Raw genomic sequence first — 16,736 nt, forward strand, 5'->3', positions numbered from 1 at the left:
CGCGGGCGGGGGCTCTCGGCCCGTCCACACCACCGGTCGATCCAGCCCTACCCCCGGGCCGGGGCGACTATGCGCCTGGGCGTGTGGTGGACAGCTCATCCGTGCGGCTGGCGGGCAGCAGGTCGGTCACCAGTTCGCTGAGTACGGCGAGGCCGTCGGGGCTGAGCACCGACTCCGCGTGGAACTGCACCCCGGCGAAGCCGCGCCCCCGCAGGGCGTGCACGGAGGCGTCGTCCGGGTCCCGGGCCAGCTCCACCGGCCCGTACGGGGTGGCCAGCCGGTCGGTGTCGGCGCGGGCGGTGAACGTCGAGTAAAACCCGACCCGGCGGGTTCGGCCGAACATCGGCACCTCCCGTTGCAGCCCCTGATAGGGCGCCTCCCGGCGGTGCAGGGTCAGCCCGAGCAGCCCAGCCAGCACCTGGTGGCCGAGGCAGACCGCGAGGGTGGGGCGCCCGGTCGCCAGCAGCCCGGTCAGCAGCGTGCGCAGTGCCACCATCTTCGGCTCGTCCAGGTGGCGGGGGTCGCCGGGCCCGGGGCCGGCCACCACCAGGTCGTAGTCGTCGACCGGGCCGCTCGCGTGCCACGGTCGGGTGGTCACCGCGAGGCCCAGCGCGCCCAGTTGGTGCGCGAGCATGCCGGTGAAGGTGTCCTCGGCGTCCACGATCAGCACCCGGCGGCCGACCAGCCCGGGGAGTCCGGGCGCGTCCGGTGAGCGCTGGTCGAGCCAGAACCGGGCCAGCGGGGCGTTGCGCGCGGCCAGCGCGTCGCGTACCGCCGGGTCGTCGGTCAGCGGTGCGACCGGCCCGCGGCCGCCGACGGACGCCGCGGGCGCGAGGCCGAGCGCGGCCAGCACACCGGCGGCCTTGGCGTGGGTCTCGGCCACCTCGCCAGCCGTCGTGGAGTGCCGGACCAGGGTCGCGCCGACCGGCACCCGCAGGTGGCCGGTGGGGGAGATCTCGGCGGTCCGGATCAGGATCGGGGCGTCGAGCGTCTGCCTTCCGGCCTCGTCGTGGCCGAGCAGCGCCAGGACGCCCCCGTAGTAGCCCCGGCCCCGGCGCTCGTGGCGGGCGATCACCCGGCAGGCGTTCTCGATCGGGCTGCCCGTCACGGTGGGGGCGAACATGGTCTCGCGCAGCACCTCCCGGGCGTCGCGGGTGCCCCGCCCGGCGAGCAGGTACTCGGTGTGCGCCAGGTGCGACATCTCCTTGAGGTACGGCCCGATCACCTGGCCGCCGTGCTCGGCGACGGTGGCCATCATCTTCAGCTCCTCGTCGAGCACCATGTACAGCTCTTCGATCTCCTTCGGGTCGGCGAGGAAGCGCAGCAGGGCCGCCCGGTCCGCGACGCCGCCGGGGCAGCGGAAGGTGCCGCTGATCGGGTTCATCAGCACCAGTCCGTCGTCGACGCTGACGTGCCGCTCCGGGCTCGCGCCGACAAGCGTCCGGGTGCCGGTGTGCACCACGAACGTCCAGTACGCGCCGCGCTCGGCGACAAGCAGCCGGCGCAGCGCGGCGAGCGCGGCCCGCAGCGGTGAGCCCTGCACGCGGGCGTGCAGGGAGCGGTGGATGACGAAGTTCGCGCCCTCGCCGCGGCCGATCTCGTCGGACAGCACCCGCTGCACGGTCCGCGCGTACTCCTCGTCGCTGACGTCGAAGCCGACGTCGACGGTGTGCACCGGTTCGTCGGGCAGCGCGGCGAGGACGTCGGCAAGCGGGATGCGCTGGTGCTCGCGGACCTGGAGGAACTCCAGCGGGGCGCCGTCGTCGACGCACGCGAAGCCGCGCTCGGTGATCTGCCGGTACGGCACCAGGGCCAGCGTCCGTGCACCGGGCGGGCCGGGTGGCAGCGGCAGGTCGGTGAGCGCCTCGACGGTTTCGACCGGGCCGGTGAACAGGTCCAGGTCGTCGCCGCCGTCGCGGCGCAGCAGCGCGAAGGGGCCGGGGTCGTCGCCGTCGGCGACGGCGGCGAGCAGATCGGTCAGGTGGGTCATCGGAGTCTCCGTCGGGCTCGGTGCCGCCGTCGGGCGGCCCTGCGACCGGGAGATCCGGCGACCGCCTCGATGGCGGCCGCGTGGATGGAGCTACGCGCGGGGGATGGCCGCCGGGTCGGCGGGCCACCAACTGGTCAGGTGCGCGAGCATGTGATCCACCCTACGCGCCCGTCGCCCGCCTGGCACGGGGTAACTTGACCGGCGATGAACATTCTCGCGCTCGACCTGGGCACCTCCTCGGTACGCGGGCTGGTGCTGGACGCGGACACCCAGCCGCTGCCCGGCGCCCTGGCCCGTCGCAAGGTCGACCTCGTCATGGGCGACGACGGCACCGGCACGCTGTCGGGTCGGGACTACCTGGCGAGTCTTGTCGAGTGCCTGGACGAGCTGGCCGAGGCGGGGCACCTGCACGACGTCGGTCTGGTGGCGGTCTCCGCGCAGTGGCACTCGGTGCTTCCCCTGGACCGTGACGGCGCACCCCTGGGCCCGGTGGTCACCTGGCTGGACACCCGGCCCGTCCCGGTCGGCGGCACCTCCGGGCCGTCCGACCCGGACGGCTTCCACCAGCGCACCGGCTGCTGGTGGCACCGTTCGTACTGGTCGATGCGGTTGCCGTGGTTGCGGGAGCAGTCCGGCACGCCGATCGCGAGGTTCGTGGGTCTGCCCGAGTACGTGCTCGGCGAGTTGCTCGACGCCGCGCCCATGTCGATCTCCCAGGCGTCCGGGACCGGCCTGTTGGACCTGCGCACGCTGCGGTGGGACGAGGAGGCGCTGACGCTTGCCGAGGTGCGGGCGGAGGAGCTGCCGACCCTCGGTGAGCTGAACTGGCACGGTCGGCTGCGGGTCGACCTGGCCCGTCGGTGGCCGCAGTTGGCGCAGGCCCGGTGGTCACCGCCGGTCGGCGACGGTGGGGCGTCGAACGTCGGCTCGGGCTGCGTCGACCCGAGCCGGGCCGCCGTCACCGTGGGCACCTCCGCGGCCGTACGGCTGATGCAGCGGATCCCGGCGGGCGAACCGATGCCCCGCCTGCCCGAGCGGTTGTGGCGGTACCGGGTCGACCACGACCACGTGGTGACCGGGGCCGCGTACGCCAACGGGGGCAACCTGTTCGCCTGGGCAAACCGGGAGCTGCGGTTGCCCGGGGGTGCCGAGCTGGACGCGGCGTTGGCGCTGGTGCCGGCGGGCGGTGGCCGGCCGGCGGACCCCCGCTTCGGCGGCGACCGGGCGCCCGGGCTGGTGCCGGCGGGCAGCGGCGAGGTGCGCGGCCTCAGCTTCAGCACCACCGCGGTCGACATCCTGGCCGGGCTGATGCAGGGGTTGTGTGACCTGGTGGCCGAGGATCTCGGGGTGTTGGAGTCCACGATCGACAAACCGGTCGGTGTGGTGCTGGGCGGTGGGGCGGTGGCCGCTTCGGTGTGGTGGCGGCAGGCCTTCGCCACCGCGCTCGCACCGCGGCCGGTGTCGCATCAGCGCAACCCGGAAATCGGCGCCACCGGGGCCGCGTTGGTGGCGTTGGGACGCTTCGGTGACGCGATCGACCTCGCCGACATCGGCCGGACGGACGAGCTTGTTTTACCGACCACGGCAGGACGTTCCCACCCGCAGTATCCTTCCTGAACCTCAGCCTCGCCCGGGCCGTTGACAGCGGTACCGAGCCTGGTTGGATGGACTGCGCTCCCCCGACCGCGGTGGACGCGGTAGGACGGAGGAGGCAGGGTGGCGGCAGGTCCCGACCCGGCGAACGGCGCGGTGTCGAACCATCGCCGACGCCGCTTCGATGTCCGAGTCGTTCCGCATCGACGGCGCTCGCCGTTCCGGCTGCGCGACTGGCGGATGAGCACGAAGCTGGCCACCGTGCTGCTGGTGCCGTCGATGGCGTTCCTCCTGCTCGCCGGGGTGCAGACCAGCACCCTGGTGGGGCGGACGACCGCGTTGAACGACTTCTCCAGTCAGGTCGGCATCGGCCGGCAGATCACCGCGGCGGTGCACCAGCTCCAGCAGGAGCGGGACCGCTCGGCGGGGGAGCTGGCCCAGCTGCGTAGGGGTGGTGACCGGCAGGCCACCGCGAACGACCTGAAGCCGTTGCAGGCGGCCACGGACAAGGCCATCGTGGACCTGAGCCGGGCCGCCGAGCCGTTGGCGGACGCGGACGCGTCCTGGCGGGTCGCCTTCTCCGAGGCGTTGGAGACGTACGACCAGGTGGTCGACATCCGCTCGGCGATTCCGCCGGCGGTGCTCAGCAACGAGACCATCCTGGGCAACTACAACCGGGCCGTCGGGTCGTTGCTGGATCTGCTCGCGGAGCCGAAGCCGGGTCAGAACCAGCCGGCGTTGAACGACGCGGTGCTGCGCTACGTCCAGCTCGCCCGGGTCAAGGAGCTGTCCTCCCGGGTGCGGGCCCAGCTCTACGCCGCCTCCCGGGCCGGTGGGTACGGCACCGAGGACCGGGTGGTCCTCGCCGACCTGCGTGGTCAGCAGTTGACCGCGCTCGGCGCGTTCCGGGTGGCCGCGACGAGCGAGCAGATCCAACGCTACGACGAGACCTCGGTGTCGCCGATGTTCCTGGTCGCCACCGGGTTGGAGGAGCGCAGCCTGTCCTCTGGTGGCGCGTCGCCGCAGGTGCTGCCGTCGGAGCAGTGGTGGTCGGCCAGCCAGCAGCGTCAGGAGTTGCTGCGCCAGCTGGAGGCGGGCGTGCTCGACGACGCCGTGCGGCAGGCCGAGGAGGCCAGCGATGATCAGCTGCGGACGACGCTGCTGGTCGTCGGTGGGGTCGTCACGGTCCTGCTGGCCGCGCTGCTGATCTCGTTGCTGATCGGGCGGTCGGTGGCCCGGTCGTTGCGGAGGCTGCGCAGCCAGGCGCTGCGGATCGCCCAGGTCGAGTTGCCGGACGCGCTGGACCGCCTGAAGACCGTGACCGGTGGTGTGCCCCGGATCGAGGTCGCGCCGGCGGTGGTCCGCTCGCTCGACGAGATCGGTGAGTTGGCCGAGGCGTTCGTGGCGGTGCACCGCAGCGCGGTGACGGTCGCCGTCGAGCAGGCGCTCATGCGGCGCAACGTCAACGCGATGTTCGTCAACCTGGCCCGGCGCAGCCAGGTGCTGGTGGAGCGTCAGTTGGAGCTGCTTGACGAGCTGGAGCGCGAGGAGAGCGACCCGGACCAGTTGGAGAACCTGTTCAAGCTCGACCACCTGGCCGCCCGGATGCGCCGTAACGACGAGAGTCTGCTGGTGCTCGCCGGCACCGACTCCACCCGCCGGTGGAACCGGCCGGTCGGCCTCGGTGCGGTGCTGTTGGCCGCCGCCGCCGAGATCGAGCAGTACCAGCGGGTCCGCAACGAGTCGTTGGCCGACGTGTACGTGGTCGGGCACGCCGTGGGTGAGTTGGTGCACCTGCTGGCCGAGCTGTTGGAGAACGCCACCGCCTTCTCCCGCCCGGACACCGTGGTGGTGGTGACCGCCCGGGTCGAGGCGGAGGCTCCGCTGATCGAGATCGTCGACCGTGGTCTGGGCATGAGCCCGGCCGCGCTGGTCCAGGCGAACGAGGTGCTTGCCAGTCCGCCGGCCGCGGACGTCGCGGCGGTGGAGCGGATGGGGCTCTTCGTGGTCAGCCACCTGGCGGCCCGGTTGGGCGTACGGGTGTGGTTGGCCGGCGGCGAGGACGGTCTGGTCGCCCGGCTCTCCCTGCCCGCGGAGTTGCTGGCTCCGGCGGGCACCGTGGAGCTGGACGCGCCCCCGTCGGCGCGGATGCTTGCGGCCAGCGCGGCGCGGGGGGTGGCGCCGCCGTCGGGGGCGCTGCGGCAGTCCGCTGCCCCGGTGCCGGCCGGCGTGGTGCGGGATCTGCCGGTGGCCGGCCGGCCGCCGGGCGTCGGTGTGCCGCGTCAGGGTCGCCCGGTGCCGGTGCGCGCCGAGGACGTGCTGACCCCGCCCGCCGCTCGTGGTGCCGGTGGGGGCTGGTATTCGCGGCAGGGCCCGAGCGCGCCGGTGGTCCCCGCCCCGGCGGCGCCGCCGAGCATCCCGGTGACGGCTGGCACCAATGAGCGGGGGTTGCCGGTGCGGGTGCCCATGGCGCAGTTGAGCGCGGTCACCCGTTCGGCACAACCGATGACGGCACCGACCCGCACCGACCCGGACCCGGAGGCGGTCGGCGGCATGCTCTCGCGGCTCTACAGCGGGGTACGGCGCGCCGAGGCTGAGGACACCACCGAGATACCCGTGCCACCGTCCGGGGGGCACGACGAAGGGGGACGACGACAGTGACGACGTTGAGCCAGGAGGCGCGTGACCTGAGCTGGCTGGTGAGCGCGTTCGCGGAGCGGGTGCCGGGTGTGGCGCACGCGGTGGTGGTCTCCTCCGACGGGCTGCTGGTGGCGATCTCCGACCACCTGCCCCGTGACAACGCGGACAAGCTCGCCGCGGTGACCTCCGGGCTGATGAGTATCACCGCGGGCGCGGCGCAGATGTTCGACGGCGATGTCGTCAAGCAGACGGTGGTCGAGATGGGCCGCGGCTACTTCCTGGTGATGCAGATCCGCGACGGGTCGATTCTGGCCACGCTGGCCGCCGGTGACGCGGACATCGGCGTGGTGGGCTACGAGATGGCCCGGTTGGCGAAGCAGGCCGGGGAGATGCTCACCCCGGCCCTGCGGGCGGAGTTGCAGCAGGCGCTGCCCCGCTGAGTGCGCCGGCCAAGGCCCGGACGGTCACCGGCTCACCCGAGCCGAGCCGTCCGGGCCCGGCCGTCCGGGTGGCGGCGCGGTCAGAAGCCGCCGTCGGCGATGACGGACCGGTACCAGATGGCGGAGTTCTTGAGCACCCGCCGCTGGGTGGCGTAGTCGACGTAGACGAGGCCCCAGCGCTGGTCGTAGCCCTGGTCCCACTCGAAGTTGTCGAGCAGTGACCAGACGTGGAAGCTCTCCAGCGGCACCCCGTCGGCGATGGCCCGGTGCGCGGCGGTGAGGTGGTCGCGCAGGAAACTGATGCGACCGCTGTCCTGGACGGTGTCGTCCGCGCCCAGGGTGTCCGGAGTGGGTAGTCCGTTCTCGGTGATGGTGAGCGGGATCGGGCCGTAGTCGCGGGTGACCCGGGTCAGGAGGTCGTACATCCCCTCGGGGTAGATCTGCTGCCATTCGGCCTCGGAGGTCGCCCAACGGTGTGCGGTGCCGCCGTCGCCGGTGACGTAGATCGGGGTGTAGTACTGCACGGCCAGCAGGTCGATCGGCGCGGAGATGATCTTCAGGTCGCCGTCGCGGATGCCCTGGGCCATCCGGCTGTGCGGGCCGAGGTCGGCCAGCAGGTCCTCCGGGTAGCTGCCCCGCAGCGCGGAGTCGAGGTAGAGGCGGTTCTCGTAGCCGTCGTAGAGGTGGGCGGCCGCGGCGGCCTGCGGAGAGTCGTCGGCGGGGTAGCAGGGGTGCAGGTTGAACGCGGGGCCGATCCGGCTGTCGCTGCCGGTGGCCCGTAGTGCGCCGACGGCGAGCCCGTGGGCGAGTTGCAGGTGGTGGGCGACCAGGTAGGCGGCGTCGGGGTCCTGTCGGCCGGGGGCGTGGTGGCCGGTGAGGTAGCCGTTCTGCACGACGGTCTTGGGCTCGTTGATGGTGAGCCAGGCCGGCACCCGGTCGCCGAGGGCGCGGAAGACCACGTCGGCGTAGTCGGCGAAGCGGTGGGCGGTGTCGCGTGACTCCCAACCGCCGGCGTCCTGTAGGGCCTGGGGGAGGTCCCAGTGGAACAGGGTGGCCATCGGGGTGATCCCGCGCTCGTGCAGGCCGTCGAGGAGGCGGCGGTAGAAGTCGAGGCCGCGTTGGTTGGGCGTGCCGGTGCCGTCGGGCTGGATCCGGGGCCAGGAGATGGAGAAGCGGTAGCTGCGCAACCCGAGGTCACGCATGAGGTCGAGGTCCTCGGCGTAGCGGTGGTAGTGGTCGATGGCCACGTCGCCGGTGTCGCCGTTGCGGGTGCGCCCCGGGACGCGGCTGAAGGTGTCCCAGACCGACTCGCCGCGCCCGTCCTCCTTGGTGGCGCCCTCGATCTGGTAGGCGGAGGTGGCCGCGCCCCAGCCGAAGTTGTCCGGGAAGCGCAGCGGGCCGGCGGGCCCAGTAGGTATCGACATGGATTCTCCTCATGGATACGGGACCACCGCCGAAGGATTCGGGAGCGCTCCCATGATAGGGCAGGCGCTGCCAGCCGGTCAGCCGGCCGTCAGAACGGCCGGCGCTGGCGGGTGAGAGGCGGGTGTGGCCCCGAGCAGCGAACGAGGCCGTCCGGGCGGCGCAGCGCGCCTGTCCCGTCGGCCTCTTTTCCTATCGTGTACGGGGGTTTAGTGTGGGGACGGGGGAGGGCAACCCCCGTCCCCACCGTAACTGCACACACACGGGCGAGATTTGGGTCCTGCCGTGCGTGTCGCGCGGGAGCCGGGCCACGCGAGTGGCTCTGGTTCCACCTCCCTCCCAGTGGCGGGACGATGGCTGACGACGGCGTCCGGGCTGGCCCGTCGTCGGCCCTCGGTCTGGTCCCTGGGCTCGTCAGAGACGACCCCAGCGATCTTCTTGTTGGAACCTTGTCGATGGAAGCGCTCCCATCGACCGATGTTGCGACTGTAACGCCCGTCACGCCTTTGTGAAAGCCCCAAAACGAGATCGAAACAAGGAGCTGATCCGGCGCTCCGTGCGCTTGTTGTGGGAGCGCTTCCATGGCACACTGTCGATTCGACGCGGCACGAGCCACACCGCGTGAGTGCGGGTCCACCGAGGGCAGCCGGCAGCACCAGCTCCGGTCACGGTCACCCGATCGGCCGACGGGACCCCCTCCCGTGCGGGCTGCACCGCCGTACCCCGGCCGGGCCCGGGGGAGACCACCTTCCCGGCGCCTCGACATCCCCGCGGACCACCACCCTCGCGGGCAGGCGCCCCCGCCGGGACCATCCCGGCCTGGCCCGAGGAGACACCGCGCACATGAGACAACTGGCACGACGCCGTCGAGTGGCGATAGTCGCCGCCGCCGTGCTCGCCGTCGGCGGGGTGACCCTGCCCGCCGGCGCCGCACAGGCCGCGCCCGCCTGCGACGTGGTCTACGCGACGAACGACTGGAACACCGGCTTCACCGCAAACGTGACCATCAAGAACCTGGGCGACCCGATCACCAACTGGACGCTCAAGTGGACCTTCCCGAACAGCGGCCAGCGGGTCACGCAGGGTTGGTCGGCCCGGTTCAGCCAGTCCGGCAGCGAGGTCACCGCGACCAACGAGTCGTACAACGGCACCATCGGCACCGGGGGATCCACCACCATCGGCTTCAACGGCGCCCACACCGGGAGCAACCCGAAGCCCGCCGCGTTCACCCTGAACGGCACGCCCTGCAACGGCACCCCGGCCAACCAGCCGCCCACGGTCTCGCTGGGCCTGCCGAGCGGGCCGTTCACCGCGCCGGCCGACGTGCCGCTGACCGCCACCGCCAGTGACCCGGACGGGACGATCAGCAAGGTCGAGTTCTACCGCAACGGCCTGCTGATCAACACCGACACCAGCGCGCCGTACGCCTACACGCAGGAGGACCTGCCGGCCGGCAGCTACACCGTGCAGGCCAAGGCGTACGACAACGCCAACGGCATCGGGGTCGACGAGAAGGCGTTCACCGTCGGCGCCGCCACCGGCCCGACGCTCGTGGCCACCCCGTCCGCGGTGAGTGTCGCCGAGGGTGGCACCGCCACCTTCAACCTCAAGCTCAGCGCCGCGCCGACGGCGAGCGTGCCGGTCACCCTCACCCGCACCGGCGACTCCGACATCACGGTCTCGCCGACAAGCGCCACGCTGACCTCGAGCAACTGGAACACCGGGGTCACCGTCACGGTCGCCGCGGCCGAGGACGCCGACACCGCCGGTGGTGCCGCCACCATCACCGCCTCCGCCACGGGTCTCGCCTCGCTCGCGGTCACCGCCACCGAGATCGACAACGACACCCCGGGCGGCGACAACACCTACATCGCGAAGTTCCTCGAGCAGTACGGCAAGATCAAGAACTCGGGCTACTTCAGCCCCGAGGGCGTGCCGTACCACTCGGTGGAGACGCTGATCGTGGAAGCACCCGACCACGGTCACGAGACCACCTCCGAGGCGTTCAGCTTCTGGCTCTGGCTGGAGGCGAACTACGGGCGGGTCACCCAGAACTGGGCCCCGTTCAACAACGCCTGGACGGTGATGGAGAAGTACATCATCCCGACGCACGCCGACCAGCCGACCTCCGGCTCGGCGGGCACCCCGCAGTACGCGGCGGAGTACAACCTGCCCAGCCAGTACCCCTCGGCGCTGAACCCGAACGTCCCCGTCGGGCAGGACCCGCTCCGCTCGGAGCTGCAGTCCACCTACGGCACCGGCGACATCTACGGCATGCACTGGCTGATGGACGTCGACAACACCTACGGCTTCGGCCGCTGCGGTGACGGCACCACCAAGCCCGCCTACATCAACACCTTCCAGCGGGGCACCCAGGAGTCGGTGTGGGAGACCATCCCGCAGCCCTCCTGCGACACCTTCAAGCACGGCGGTCAGTACGGCTACCTCGACCTGTTCGTCAAGGACACCGGCGCCCCCGCCAAGCAGTGGAAGTACACCAACGCCCCGGACGCCGACGCCCGCGCCGTGCAGGCCGCGTACTGGGCGCTGACCTGGGCCAAGGCGCAGAACAAGCAGGCCGACGTCGCGGCGACCATCACCAAGGCCGCCAAGATGGGCGACTACCTGCGGTACGCGATGTTCGACAAGTACTTCAAGAAGATCGGCAACTGCGTCGGGGCGAGCACCTGCCCCGCCGGCAGCGGCCGGGATTCGGCGCACTACCTGCTGTCCTGGTACTACGCCTGGGGTGGCGCGTACGACACCAGCCAGAACTGGTCCTGGCGGATCGGCTCCAGCCACAACCACTTCGGCTACCAGAACCCGTTCGCGGCCTGGGCGCTGACCAACACCCCGGAGCTGGCGCCGAAGTCGCCGACCGCGGCCAGCGACTGGACCAAGAGCTTCGAGCGGCAGCTGGAGTTCTACACCTGGCTGCAGTCCGCCGAGGGCGGCATCGCCGGCGGTGCCACCAACAGCTGGGACGGCAGCTACGCACAGCCGCCGTCGGGCACCAGCACCTTCTACGGCATGTTCTACGACGTCGACCCGGTCTACAACGACCCGCCGTCGAACCAGTGGTTCGGCATGCAGGCCTGGTCGATGCAGCGCATCGCCGAGCTGTACCTGCAGACCGGCAACGCGAAGGCCAAGGCGCTGCTGGACAAGTGGGTGCCGTGGGCGATCGCCAACACCACGCTCGGCACCAACTGGTCGATCCCGTCGGACATGGCGTGGACCGGTCAGCCGACCACCTGGAACCCGTCCAACCCGCAGCCCAACACCAACCTGCACGTCGAGGTGATCACCAAGGGTCAGGACGTCGGCGTCACCGCCGCCTACGCCCGGATCCTGATCGCCTACGCCGCCAAGTCGGGCAACGCGGCGGCGAAGACCACCGCGAAGGGTCTGCTCGACGCGCTGTCGGCCGCGAGCGACGCCAAGGGTGTCTCCACCACCGAGAAGCGTGGCGACTACCGGCGCTTCGACGACGTCTACAACGCGTCCACCGGGCAGGGCCTCTACGTCCCGTCCGGCTGGACCGGGAAGATGCCGAACGGTGACGCCATCGCCGCCGGCAAGAGCTTCCTCGACATCCGGTCCTTCTACAAGAACGACCCGGACTGGCCCAAGGTGCAGGCGTACCTGAACGGCGGTCCGGAACCCGAGTTCAACTACCACCGGTTCTGGGCTCAGGCGGACGTCGCGATGGCGTACGCCGACTACGGCAGCCTGTTCCCGAACGGCTGAGACGACCCGGGGTGGGTGGCGTGGACCGCCCACCCCGGGATCCGGCCCGGTCCGGGGAACGACGGACCGGGGCCGGCGGACGGCCTGACACCCACGGTCAGGCCGGGGTGGGCCGGCCATCTGGCCGACGCAGCGGATCGGTCGGCCCACCCCACCGCCCGGACTGAAGCTAGCCGCGAAAAAGCCCAGAAATTCAGGCCGTCGCGGGATCACACCGAGGACTGTGACGGAGTAACGTACGTCACCGGAGAGGCCGCTCCCCCCGTGGCGGCCTCTCCACTTTTTTGCCCCGACCGTGGCCGTGCCCCATCCGGTCAGCGGGGCGGCGCGACCGGGTGACGCAGCCCCGGGTGCCCGGCCGGCAGCGACCGCCGCAGCACCACCCAGCTCAGCGCCAGCGCCGCGGCGACCAGTGGCCAGGTCAGCGCCACCCGGGCCACCACCAGCGCGAGCACCTGCCCACTCAGGTAGAGCGGCACGAACACGGCCACCCGCAGCAGGTAGGTCGCCGTCCACACCCAACTGGCCCGGCCGTACCCACGCAGCAGCGCCGGGTCGCGCCGCCACCGGGCACGCTGGCCCAGCACCGCGCCGACCAGCACACCGAGCAGCGGCCAGCGCACCACGATGCTGACCGTCCACGCCAGAGCGCTGGCGGCGTTGGACAGCACCTGGATCAGAAAGAAGTTCTCGGCCCGCCCGGTGCGCACCGCGATCAACGCCGCGACGCAGACGGCGAGCAGCCCGATCAGCACCGAGCGCGGCCGGTCGCCGCGGCGCAGCCGTACGCCGGCCACCGCCGCGCCCACGGCCACCGCCGCGCCGACCCCGCCCCACAGCGACTCGCCGCCCAGCAGCCAGCCCACCGCGAACGCCAACGGCGGCAGGGTGGCGTCGATGGCACCGCGTCGCCCGCCCAGCAGGTCCGTCAACGACTCGGCCCGCGCCGGCCCTGCCGGATCGGTGTCGGCGCTGGTCCGCGCCGGCTCCGCCTGCCCCGGACCGTCACCCGTCCGTCGCTCCGGACCGGGCTCGGCCGGGCCGCTGTCGCGCTCCGGTGCTCCGCTCACCACCGCCTCCTCGCCTCCGGCACAACCTAACCGGCGATTGGCGGCGGGCCACCGATCGAAGCGCCGACACCTGCCGCTACGGTGTGCGGATGCGCGCGACGGCACGGGGTTGGACCGCGGTCTGGTTGGTCGTACTGGCCCTCGTCCAGGCGGCTGCCTTCCTTGCCGTGTGGCGGGTGGCCGTGCACTCCGAGGTCGGTCAGTGGGTGGACACGGTCGCCCTCACCGGTAACCGGATCGGGCAGGACACCATCGATGGTCCGGTCGACCGGATCCTCAACGCGATGTCGGTGGTCTCGCTGCTGGCCGCGACCGCGACGATCGGGTTCATCGCGTTGATGCGGGGGCGGATCGCCCTGGCGATCACCGCGACTCTGCTGATCGCCGGCGCGAACGTGACGACCCAGCTGCTCAAGTACGGGCTGAACCGGCCCGACTACGGCGTCGACCCGGAACGCGCCGCGGTGGGCAACAGCCTGCCGAGCGGGCACGCCACGGTGGCCGCCTCGGTGGCGGTCGCGTTGATGCTCGTGCTGCCGCGCAAGGTGCGGGCCGCCGGTGCCTTCATCGGTGCCGGCTACGCCGCGGCGGCCGGGGTCGCCACCCTCTCCGCCGGTTGGCACCGGCCCAGCGACGCGGCCGCCGCGTACCTCGTGGTGGGTGTGTGGGCGGCGTTGGCCGGGCTGCTCCTGTTGGTCACCCAGCGGGAGCAGGCCGAGATCGCCAGGGGTGACGCCCACCGGGTCGCGGCGCTGGTGCTCGGGCTCGGCGGTGTGCTCGCCCTGGTCGCCTGCGGGTTCTCCCTGGCCTGGCTGCTCGACCTGCGCGACACCGGGCCGGAGGAGTTGGCCCGCCGGCCGCTGTTCGTCGGGTATGCGGGAAGCGCCGCCGGGATCGCCGGCGCGATGGCCGTGGTGATGGCGTTGGCGCTCACGGTGGTGCACCGGCTGGTGCCCCGGGTCAAGGGCTGAGTCGTCCGGTGGAGCCGGTCCGGGCGGCGTTCTCGGCCGAGTGCGAGCGGCTCAGCGGGGTCCTGTCCGAGCTGACCGACGATGATCTCGGCCGACCCACCGACTGCCCTCCGTGGACTGTTCGGGACCTGATCGCGCACGTCCGCACCGGGGTCGGCCGGCTGGCCGGCATGCTCGCCGCGCCGGCCCCGCCCCGCGCCGAGGTGGACGCCGCCGGCTACTTCGGCGCCGCGAAGTTCACCGCCGAGGTCGACGCCGACCGGATCGCCGGCGGGCAGCGGGAGGCGCTGCGGGTGAGCCGGGCGGCGCTGGCGACCGAGTTCGACCGGGCCTGGCGGGCCACCGAGGCGGCGGTCGCCGCCGCGCCGCCGGACCGGGTGGTGCGAACGCGGCACGGCGACGCGATGCTCCTCGGCGAGTTCCTGCGGACCCGGGTCGTCGAGGTCGGTGTGCACGGGTTGGATCTGGCCGCCGCGCTGGGCCGACCCGCGTGGCTCACCGCGGCGGCGGCGGTGGTCGTCGGCGACCTGCTCACCGACGGGCAGCCGGCGCCGGCCGGGTTGGGCTGGGACCGGCTGACCCTGATCCGCAAGGTCACCGGCCGGGTGGCGTTGACCGCCCCGGAGCGGACCGTGGTCGACGCCGCGGGCTTCCGGTGGCTCTCCTTCGGCCGCTGACCCGGGCTGCCCGCCGGGTCAGCTCGCGGCGCGCGGGGCGGGGACGTGCGGGGCGACACCGCGCAGGTGGGTGAGCACCACCGGGTCGATGCGCCCCGGCACCAGCCGCTCCTCCAGGTTCTCCAGACCGGCCCAGGAGATCAGGGCCGCTTCGGTGCCGTCGGCGTGCACGGGATGGCCGAGCGCGGTGAGCAACGCCGCCACCTCGTCGGCGACCGTGCCGGTCAGGTCGAGCAGGGTGGCCGGGTCGGGCCGGCCGAACAGCATGGTGTGCACCGTGAGCAGCCGGCCCAGCTCGGCGACCGGGTCCGGGTGGTCGTCCACGCGCAGGTCCACCACCACGTCGCTGGTGCCGCCGTACCCGCCGCCGCGCTCGACCACCAGCAGGCCGGCGCTCTGCCGGCCCCGCCGGTCGCCGCCGGCCTCGTCGCCGGCCCGCAGCGCGGCGACGAGCCGCTCGGCGAACGGCAGTGCCGCTCCCGCCTGCCAGGCCGCGCCGAGGGCGTCGACGACCTCCGGCCCGGTGAGGATGTTGCCCTGTGCGGCCCACCCGTCGCCGGTCCGCCCGCCGGCCCACGGGTGGCACGCCGGCCCGGTCCAGGTGGCACCGGCACCGCTGGCCCCCACGACGCCGAGTTGGCGGTGCTCCCGTTCGGGGTCGGCGGCGATCAGCCCGGCCACCACGTCGGCGGGGGCCACCCCGGTGCGCAGCAGGGTGAGGCCCTGCGGGCGGTAGGCGAGGTTGACGTGGGCCTGGGTGGCCAGCGCACCGACCTCGGCGGCGGCGGCCGGCACCAACGCCCCGGCGGCGAGGAACTTGCTGGCGACGGCGACGCCGTGCAGGCGGCCGTCGGCGGAGCGGGCGACGAGGGAGAAGGTCACCGGCCGAGATTAGCCCTCCGCGCCGCAGTGACGCGGGTACGCGGGGCTCAGAACGGTGGCGCGGCGGCCTCCGGTGGGGCGCCACGGGCCCGGCGGGCGTCGATCACCGCGACCGCGGCCAGCACCACCGCTCCGACCGCGGTCGCGGCGACCCCGGGCAGGTGCCGCAGCGGTACGGCCGACGCCAGCAGCACCAGCAGGGCGATCCACCGGGACGGGGAGACCCGGGCGAACACCTCGTACTCCAGGCGGGCCCGCCCGGCCAGGAACAGGATCGGACCGCCGAGCACCATGACCAGCCACGGCCCGGGGATGCGCTCCAGCGGATCCTCGATGATCAGCTCGTATCCGATCGCGGTGGAGGCGAGACCGATCACCATCACCAGGTGGGTGTCGGCGGCGGATCGGCCGATGGTGGCGGGGTGCCGTGCCTTCGTCACCGCCTCGCCCAGGATCCTCCCGGCCCGCTGCACGTAGATCCGCCACAGCATGATCGAAGTGGCAAGTGCCAGCGCGAACGCCCACGCGTGCCCCGCCTCGTACGGGCCCTTGCTGTACGCGAAACCGGCCACCAGGATCGTCTCGCCCAGCGCGACGAGGAAGAACTGCTGGTACCGCTCGGCCAGGTGCTCGCCGGCGATCTCCCACTTGGAGATCGTCGAGCGGCCCAGGCCCGGCACCGGCCAGCCGCAGCGGGCCGCCAGGTACTCCAGCGCCAGCGCCGTCGACCAGAGCGCCACCTGCGCGTTGGTGCTCAGCATCGCGCCGCTGATCCAGAGGACTCCGCTCACCGCGAAGATCACCGCCATGCGCACCTTCAGCCGGCGGTACGGGTGCGGGCCCAGCGCGATCGACAGGATCACCGGCCGGGTCACCTGCGCGATGACGTACGCCACGGCGAACATCAGCGCGGTCTCGGTGAACGCCCGGGGGATCGCGACCCCCATCAGCATGCTGCACACCAACGCGGTGATCACCACGGTCTGCAGCGGCACCCGGTAGGGGTCGTAGCGGCTTGTCGTCCACGCGGTGCCCTGCCAGACCGCCCAGAGCGCGAGCAGCAACAGCAGTGTCTTGCCGCTGCCGGTGACCGCCTCCCAGATGTGCGTTCGGCCCGACTCCTCGGTCAGGTCCTCGAACGCCCGCGCCGAGATCCGGGTGAGCGCGAAGACGTACACCAGGTCGAAGAAGAGTTCCAGGAAGGTGGCCCGGCCCGGGGTGGCCACCCCGGGGACCGGCTCCAGGTGTCCTGCCGCCCTGGAACCCATGGTCAGCGGCCTGCGCCGTCGGTGCGGTCCACC

Annotated in this window: 11 protein-coding genes; 6 read left to right on the forward strand and 5 right to left on the reverse strand. The window is 72.6% G+C overall.

Annotated elements, in window-relative coordinates; translation table 11 throughout:
• Window positions 1-67 precede the first annotated feature (67 nt).
• Window positions 68-1,990, reverse strand: coding sequence for an anthranilate synthase family protein (locus tag ACWER9_RS15250; protein WP_452302414.1), 1,923 nt, complete (start codon window positions 1,988-1,990; stop codon window positions 68-70).
• Between the two features lie 204 nt (window positions 1,991-2,194).
• On the opposite strand from ACWER9_RS15250, the gene ACWER9_RS15255 reads away from it, so the two are divergent.
• The 3 genes from ACWER9_RS15255 to ACWER9_RS15265 all read left to right on the forward strand — a co-directional run bounded on the left by ACWER9_RS15255 (window position 2,195) and on the right by ACWER9_RS15265 (window position 6,663).
• A complete protein-coding gene (locus tag ACWER9_RS15255) occupies window positions 2,195-3,607 on the forward strand; it encodes an FGGY family carbohydrate kinase (protein ID WP_452302415.1) in 1,413 nt (470 codons plus the stop codon).
• A gap of 99 nt (window positions 3,608-3,706) precedes the next feature.
• Entirely contained in the window at window positions 3,707-6,244 is a 2,538-nt protein-coding gene (locus ACWER9_RS15260; RefSeq protein WP_452302416.1) for a nitrate- and nitrite sensing domain-containing protein, read from the forward strand.
• Window positions 6,241-6,663 carry a roadblock/LC7 domain-containing protein gene (locus tag ACWER9_RS15265; RefSeq protein ID WP_030328666.1) on the forward strand — a complete coding sequence of 141 codons (423 nt, stop codon included), beginning with the start codon at window positions 6,241-6,243 and terminating at the stop codon, window positions 6,661-6,663. Before ACWER9_RS15260 ends, ACWER9_RS15265 begins: the two co-directional genes overlap by 4 nt.
• A gap of 80 nt (window positions 6,664-6,743) precedes the next feature.
• Here the strand turns inward: ACWER9_RS15265 and ACWER9_RS15270 are convergent, their stop codons facing one another.
• A complete protein-coding gene (locus tag ACWER9_RS15270; RefSeq protein WP_452302417.1) occupies window positions 6,744-8,087 on the reverse strand; it encodes a GH1 family beta-glucosidase in 1,344 nt (447 codons plus the stop codon).
• Between the two features lie 841 nt (window positions 8,088-8,928).
• Between ACWER9_RS15270 and ACWER9_RS15275 the strand changes: the two genes are divergently transcribed.
• Window positions 8,929-11,835, forward strand: a complete 2,907-nt coding sequence (locus ACWER9_RS15275) for a glycoside hydrolase family 48 protein (protein ID WP_452302418.1) — start codon at window positions 8,929-8,931, stop codon at window positions 11,833-11,835.
• 314 nt (window positions 11,836-12,149) lie between these two features.
• Here ACWER9_RS15275 and ACWER9_RS15280 read toward each other — a convergent pair whose 3' ends face one another.
• Window positions 12,150-12,758, reverse strand: a complete 609-nt coding sequence (locus ACWER9_RS15280; protein WP_452302451.1) for a DUF3159 domain-containing protein — start codon at window positions 12,756-12,758, stop codon at window positions 12,150-12,152.
• 230 nt (window positions 12,759-12,988) lie between these two features.
• Here ACWER9_RS15280 and ACWER9_RS15285 point away from each other — a divergent pair, with 230 nt between their 5' ends.
• A complete protein-coding gene (locus ACWER9_RS15285) occupies window positions 12,989-13,876 on the forward strand; it encodes a phosphatase PAP2 family protein (RefSeq protein WP_452302419.1) in 888 nt (295 codons plus the stop codon).
• Window positions 13,877-13,884: 8 nt separating this feature from the next.
• Window positions 13,885-14,553: a maleylpyruvate isomerase N-terminal domain-containing protein gene (locus ACWER9_RS15290; RefSeq protein WP_452302420.1), complete on the forward strand. Its 669-nt coding sequence runs from the start codon at window positions 13,885-13,887 to the stop codon at window positions 14,551-14,553.
• 18 nt (window positions 14,554-14,571) lie between these two features.
• Here ACWER9_RS15290 and ACWER9_RS15295 read toward each other — a convergent pair whose 3' ends face one another.
• Both ACWER9_RS15295 and ACWER9_RS15300 read right to left on the reverse strand, forming a co-directional pair.
• Window positions 14,572-15,435, reverse strand: coding sequence for a DUF1028 domain-containing protein (locus tag ACWER9_RS15295; protein ID WP_452302421.1), 864 nt, complete (start codon window positions 15,433-15,435; stop codon window positions 14,572-14,574).
• Window positions 15,436-15,482: 47 nt separating this feature from the next.
• Window positions 15,483-16,703: a low temperature requirement protein A gene (locus ACWER9_RS15300; RefSeq protein WP_452302422.1), complete on the reverse strand. Its 1,221-nt coding sequence runs from the start codon at window positions 16,701-16,703 to the stop codon at window positions 15,483-15,485.
• Window positions 16,704-16,736 lie beyond the last annotated feature (33 nt).

The organism is Micromonospora sp. NPDC003944 (genome assembly GCF_053605225.1).